General features: G+C 65.2%; 7 protein-coding genes. All 7 read left to right on the top strand.

The features are described 5' to 3' along the window. Window positions 1-122: 122 nt before the first annotated feature. The 7 genes from GH737_RS13285 (at window position 123) to GH737_RS13255 (ending at window position 4,326) form a co-directional block, all read left to right on the top strand. Window positions 123-608 (top strand): GNAT family N-acetyltransferase, encoded by a 486-nt coding sequence (locus GH737_RS13285; RefSeq protein ID WP_155265276.1) that lies wholly within the window; start codon window positions 123-125, stop codon window positions 606-608. Between the two features lie 122 nt (window positions 609-730). After that, complete coding sequence (locus tag GH737_RS13280; protein WP_155265275.1) at window positions 731-1,156, top strand: Ros/MucR family transcriptional regulator; 426 nt, start codon at window positions 731-733, stop codon at window positions 1,154-1,156. 117 nt (window positions 1,157-1,273) lie between these two features. Next, window positions 1,274-1,696, top strand: coding sequence for a Fur family transcriptional regulator (locus tag GH737_RS13275; RefSeq protein WP_155265274.1), 423 nt, complete (start codon window positions 1,274-1,276; stop codon window positions 1,694-1,696). Between the two features lie 61 nt (window positions 1,697-1,757). Then, window positions 1,758-2,450, top strand: a complete 693-nt coding sequence (locus tag GH737_RS13270) for a lysophospholipid acyltransferase family protein (protein ID WP_155265273.1) — start codon at window positions 1,758-1,760, stop codon at window positions 2,448-2,450. Continuing rightward, window positions 2,447-3,754, top strand: a complete 1,308-nt coding sequence (gene miaB / locus GH737_RS13265) for a tRNA (N6-isopentenyl adenosine(37)-C2)-methylthiotransferase MiaB (protein ID WP_155265272.1) — start codon at window positions 2,447-2,449, stop codon at window positions 3,752-3,754. Before GH737_RS13270 ends, miaB begins: the two co-directional genes overlap by 4 nt. Window positions 3,755-3,776: 22 nt before the next feature. After that, a complete protein-coding gene (locus GH737_RS13260; protein ID WP_338061786.1) occupies window positions 3,777-4,076 on the top strand; it encodes a BrnT family toxin in 300 nt (99 codons plus the stop codon). Further along, a complete protein-coding gene (locus GH737_RS13255; RefSeq protein ID WP_155265271.1) occupies window positions 4,030-4,326 on the top strand; it encodes a helix-turn-helix domain-containing protein in 297 nt (98 codons plus the stop codon). The genes GH737_RS13260 and GH737_RS13255 overlap by 47 nt, the downstream gene beginning before the upstream one ends. Window positions 4,327-4,357: the final 31 nt, after the last annotated feature.

Here is a 4,357-nt window from a genome sequence, read left to right as displayed (position 1 = left end):
GAGGCGCGCGAAGGCTGGCCGTCGGCGGCGGACGCGCTCGGCCTTCCTGCCGAATTGCGAACTCTTCCGGCCAGGCCCGTCTATGCTCGCGCGCCGGATGCACGCGTGCGGGAGGCGGCGTGATGGCGACGCCGGCGCTTGCCGAGGACATCCGCATCGCGCCCGGCACTCCGGACCAGATCGGTGCCGTGATGCAAGTGATGGAGGCGGCCTTCGGCGACCGCTTCGGTGAGGCGTGGACGCGGTCGCAGCTCAGCGGAATCCTGCCGATGGCCGGAGTCTTGCTGACGCTTGCGGTCGAGCGCGCGCGCGATGCGGTGGTCGGCTTTTCGCTCGTTCGGACCGTCGCCGACGAATCCGAGCTACTTCTGCTTGCAGTCCTGCCGGACGAGCAGCGGCGGGGCGTCGGCGGACTCCTGCTCGACCATTTCATCGACGGCGGTCGCGACGCCGGCCTGCGTCGAGTTCATCTCGAAGTGCGCGACGGCAATCCGGCGATCGGCATGTACCAGCGCGCGGGTTTTGCCCCGGTCGGGCGAAGACGCAACTATTACCATGCAAGCGATGGGAAGAGGTACGACGCCATCACCCTCGCCTGCGAACTTTAGATAAGTATCTCTCCGGCGCGATTTCTTTGGCCGCACTTGCCGCCGGGAATATATCTGACTAGTGCGGGCCGCCGTGCGTGAATTCGCGCGCGAACTCTGCTCACTTATTCGGGGAATTCGCAATGGCCGACAATGAAGGTGCCGAAGACACGCTGCTGACCCTGACCGCCGACATCGTCGCCGCGCACGTCAGCAACAACAGCGTTGCCGTGAACGATTTGCCGAATCTCATTCAAAACGTTCACGGGGCGCTCAGCGGAATTTCGCGCAGCGGGAGCGCGCCAGAGCCGAAGCCGGAGCCCAAGGTCTCGATCCGCTCGTCGATCAAGCCGGACTATATCGTCTGCCTCGAGGACGGGAAGAAGCTGAAGATGCTCAAGCGGCATCTGATGACCCATTACAACATGACTCCCGACCAGTACCGGCAGAAGTGGGGACTTGCCGCGGACTATCCGATGGTCGCGCCCAATTATGCCGAACAGCGCCGCACGTTGGCGAAGTCGATCGGGCTCGGCACCAAGCGCCGGCGTACGCGCTCGGGGAAGTAAATCGTCATTGCGAGCGAAGCATCGAGCCGTCGAGGCAGATTGCGTCGTCGCTTTCGCTCCTCGCAATGACGAGGACAAGGCTTTGACCGTGCCCTCGCCGATGCTTACCTTGGACCCATGACGCGGACGATCGACATCGAGGCGCTGTGCGCCGACAAGGGCCTGCGCATCACCGAGCAGCGCAAGGTGATCGCCCGCGTCCTCGGCGACAGCGAGGACCATCCCGATGTCGAGACGCTTCACACCCGGGCGTCAGCGATCGATCCCAACATTTCGATCGCGACCGTCTACCGCACCGTGCGGCTGTTCGAGGAAGCGGGGATCCTCGAGCGGCACGAGTTCGGTGACGGCCGCTCTCGCTACGAGGCTGCGTCCGAGACCCATCACGACCATCTGATCGACGTGGAGACGGGCAACGTCATCGAGTTCGTCGACGACGAGCTCGAGGCGCTCCAGAGGCGGATCGCGGAAAAGCTCGGCTTCCGCCTCGTCGATCACCGGATGGAGCTCTACGGGGTCTCGCTCAATCGCGACCGCTGAGGGGGCGAGGCTGTACCTGCGGGCATGCCTGCGCATCGCGGGCCTGCTGCTGCTGTTCGCGGTGCTCGCGCCGATCCACATCATCACGAAGCGCATGCTGCGACGTTCGCCCTGGCCGCAGCGGTTCCTCGCCGCGGCGGGGTGGATCATCGGCGCGAGAGTCCGGGTCGAAGGCGCTCCGATCGAGCCACACACGCTATTGATCGCCAACCACACCAGCTGGCTCGACATTATCGTGCTCGGCGGTGCGACCCAATGTGCTTTTGTGTCGAAGGCGGAGCTGGGGCGCCCGCTGATCCACTGGCTCGCCGACCAGAACAGCACGGTCTACGTGAAGCGCAGCCACGTGCGGGGGGCGAAGGACCAGGCGCTCGCCATCGCCAAGGCTCTCGAAGCCGGTCAGCCCATTGCTCTGTTCCCGGAAGGGACCACCGGCCCCGGAACGCACCTGCTGCCGTTCCGATCGACCTTGCTCGAGGCCGCCAATTTCGCCGCGAGGGACGTCGCAATCCGGCCGGTTGTGATTGACTATGGTCCCGCCGCGGCGGAGGTCGGCTGGTACGAGGAGCCGGGCAAGGACAATGTCCTGCGCCTGCTCGGACGCAGGGGAGCCCTGCCGGTTACGATCCGCGTCCTTGCGCCGCTCGACCGCGGAGGCGGCCGCAAGCAGCTCACGAAAGCGGCGCGTGACGCGATCGCCGCAACGCTCGGCTTCAAGTCGCCCCCGCACTCGCCTATAGGCGAGCCGCGATGACACCCAGGACTTTCAAAATCAAAAGCTTCGGCTGCCAGATGAACGTCTATGACGGCGAGCGCATGGCCGAGTTGCTGAGCGCCGAAGGCATGATGCCGGCCGCCGAGACCGACGATGCGGACCTCGTCGTGCTAAACACCTGCCACATCCGCGAGAAAGCGGCCGAAAAGGCCTATTCGGACGTCGGCCGGATGATGCGCGAGGACGGCACCAGGCCGCTGGTCGCGCTCGCCGGTTGCGTCGCTCAGGCCGAAGCCGCCGAGGCGAAGCGCCGTTCACCGATGATCGACATCGTGGTTGGCCCGCAAGCCTATCACCGCCTGCCCGGAATGGTCGCTCGAGCGGCGCGCGGTGCCCGGCCGGTCGACACCGACATGCCGGCGATCAGCAAATTCGACGCCTTCCCGCAGCGGCGACGCGCGAACCCGAGCTCGTTCCTGACCGTCCAGGAAGGTTGCGACAAATTCTGTACCTATTGCGTCGTGCCCTACACCCGCGGCGCGGAGATTTCGCGGCCGTGGGCCGACATCGTCACCGAGGCGCACGCGCTGGTCGACGCAGGCGCGCGCGAAATCGTGCTGCTCGGCCAGAACGTGAACGCGTGGGCCGATGGGAACCGCGGGCTCGCCGACCTGATCCGCACACTCGCCACGATCGATGGACTCGAGCGCATCCGCTACACCACCTCGCACCCGGTCAACATGTCGGACGAACTCATCGCCGCCCATGGCGAGGTCGCCAAGCTCATGCCCTATCTCCACTTGCCGGTGCAGTCGGGCAGCAACCGCATTTTGAAAGCCATGAACCGAAGCCACACGGTCGAAACCTATCTCGCCACCATCGAAAAGATGCGCGACGCCCGCTCGGACATCGCGCTATCCGGCGACTTCATCGTCGGCTTCCCCGGCGAGACGGACGAGGATTTCGAGGCGACGCTGAAGATCGTCGATACGGTGCGTTACGCATCGGCCTATTCGTTCAAGTACAGCGCCCGGCCCGGCACCCCGGCAGCAACCATGGAGGAACAGATTCCGCGCGAGATCATGGACGAGAGGCTACAGCGGCTGCAGGAGCGGATCAACGATCACCGGCTCGCGTTCAACCGCTCCACGGTGGGCGTCGACACGCAGGTGCTGATCGAGCGCGAAGGCAGGCACGAGGGCCAGATGATCGGCCGCTCCCCGTGGCTCCAGTCGGTGCACGTGGACACGAACGCACGGGCGGGTGACATCGTCGACGTGACGCTCGTCGCGGCTGGCCCGAACAGCATGACCGGCACCGTCCGCCGGGCGGTCGCTGCCTGAATCAGTTGCATTTGGGACCTATGTGGACCACATAGTTGCGGTTCGAGTTCGACCCATCGAAGGATTCGGCGAACCGCGCGCCAAGCATGGCGTGCCGCTGACCTTTGGCGCGCGGGTGTTCGAGGATGTCGATTATGTCATCCTTGCATCGATTCGGCCCATCGACGGGGAAGACCGCTTCAAGGCTGTCGGCCGGGCCGGATCGCAATTATGGACTGCTGTGTATGTCGAGCGCGGCTCGGCCATACGGCTGATTTCGGTTCGAAGGAGTAACCGTGGCGAGCAAAGAATCTACGATCGCGATCCCCGCGGATCCGAATGATCCGGAAGATTTCGACGTCTCCGTCGCTGGCCTCGAACGCGGGCTGATGGGCCGGCGCATTCGCATGCTGCGCAATCGGCTCGGGATGAGCCAGGAGCAGTTTGCCAAGACTTATGGCATTCCCCTCGCCAATATCCGCCAGTATGAGATCGGCCGTCATATGCCCCCGCCCGCGGTTCGCGCCTATCTCGACGTGATCGATGCCGAGCCCGAACGGGCCGCGCGCGCGATCGCCCGGCGTGCCGCCTGATGGCGCGCCGCGACCTTGCCGTCGCCGACCG

This window comes from Sphingomonas segetis (assembly GCF_009720245.1).
In the GTDB taxonomy this organism is placed as follows: Bacteria; Pseudomonadota; Alphaproteobacteria; order Sphingomonadales; family Sphingomonadaceae; genus Sphingomicrobium; species Sphingomicrobium segetis.
Note: the sequence above shows the minus strand (reverse complement) of the source record. Positions and strands in the feature narration are given on the sequence as shown.

Excerpts from the sequence above, each read along its gene's own strand:
- GH737_RS13285 (WP_155265276.1), top strand. The coding sequence starts at position 123 with ATGGCGACGCCGGCGCTTGCCGAGGACATCCGCATCGCGCCCGGCACT.
- GH737_RS13280 (WP_155265275.1), top strand. The coding sequence starts at position 731 with ATGGCCGACAATGAAGGTGCCGAAGACACGCTGCTGACCCTGACCGCC.
- GH737_RS13275 (WP_155265274.1), top strand. The coding sequence starts at position 1,274 with ATGACGCGGACGATCGACATCGAGGCGCTGTGCGCCGACAAGGGCCTG.
- miaB (WP_155265272.1), top strand. The coding sequence starts at position 2,447 with ATGACACCCAGGACTTTCAAAATCAAAAGCTTCGGCTGCCAGATGAAC.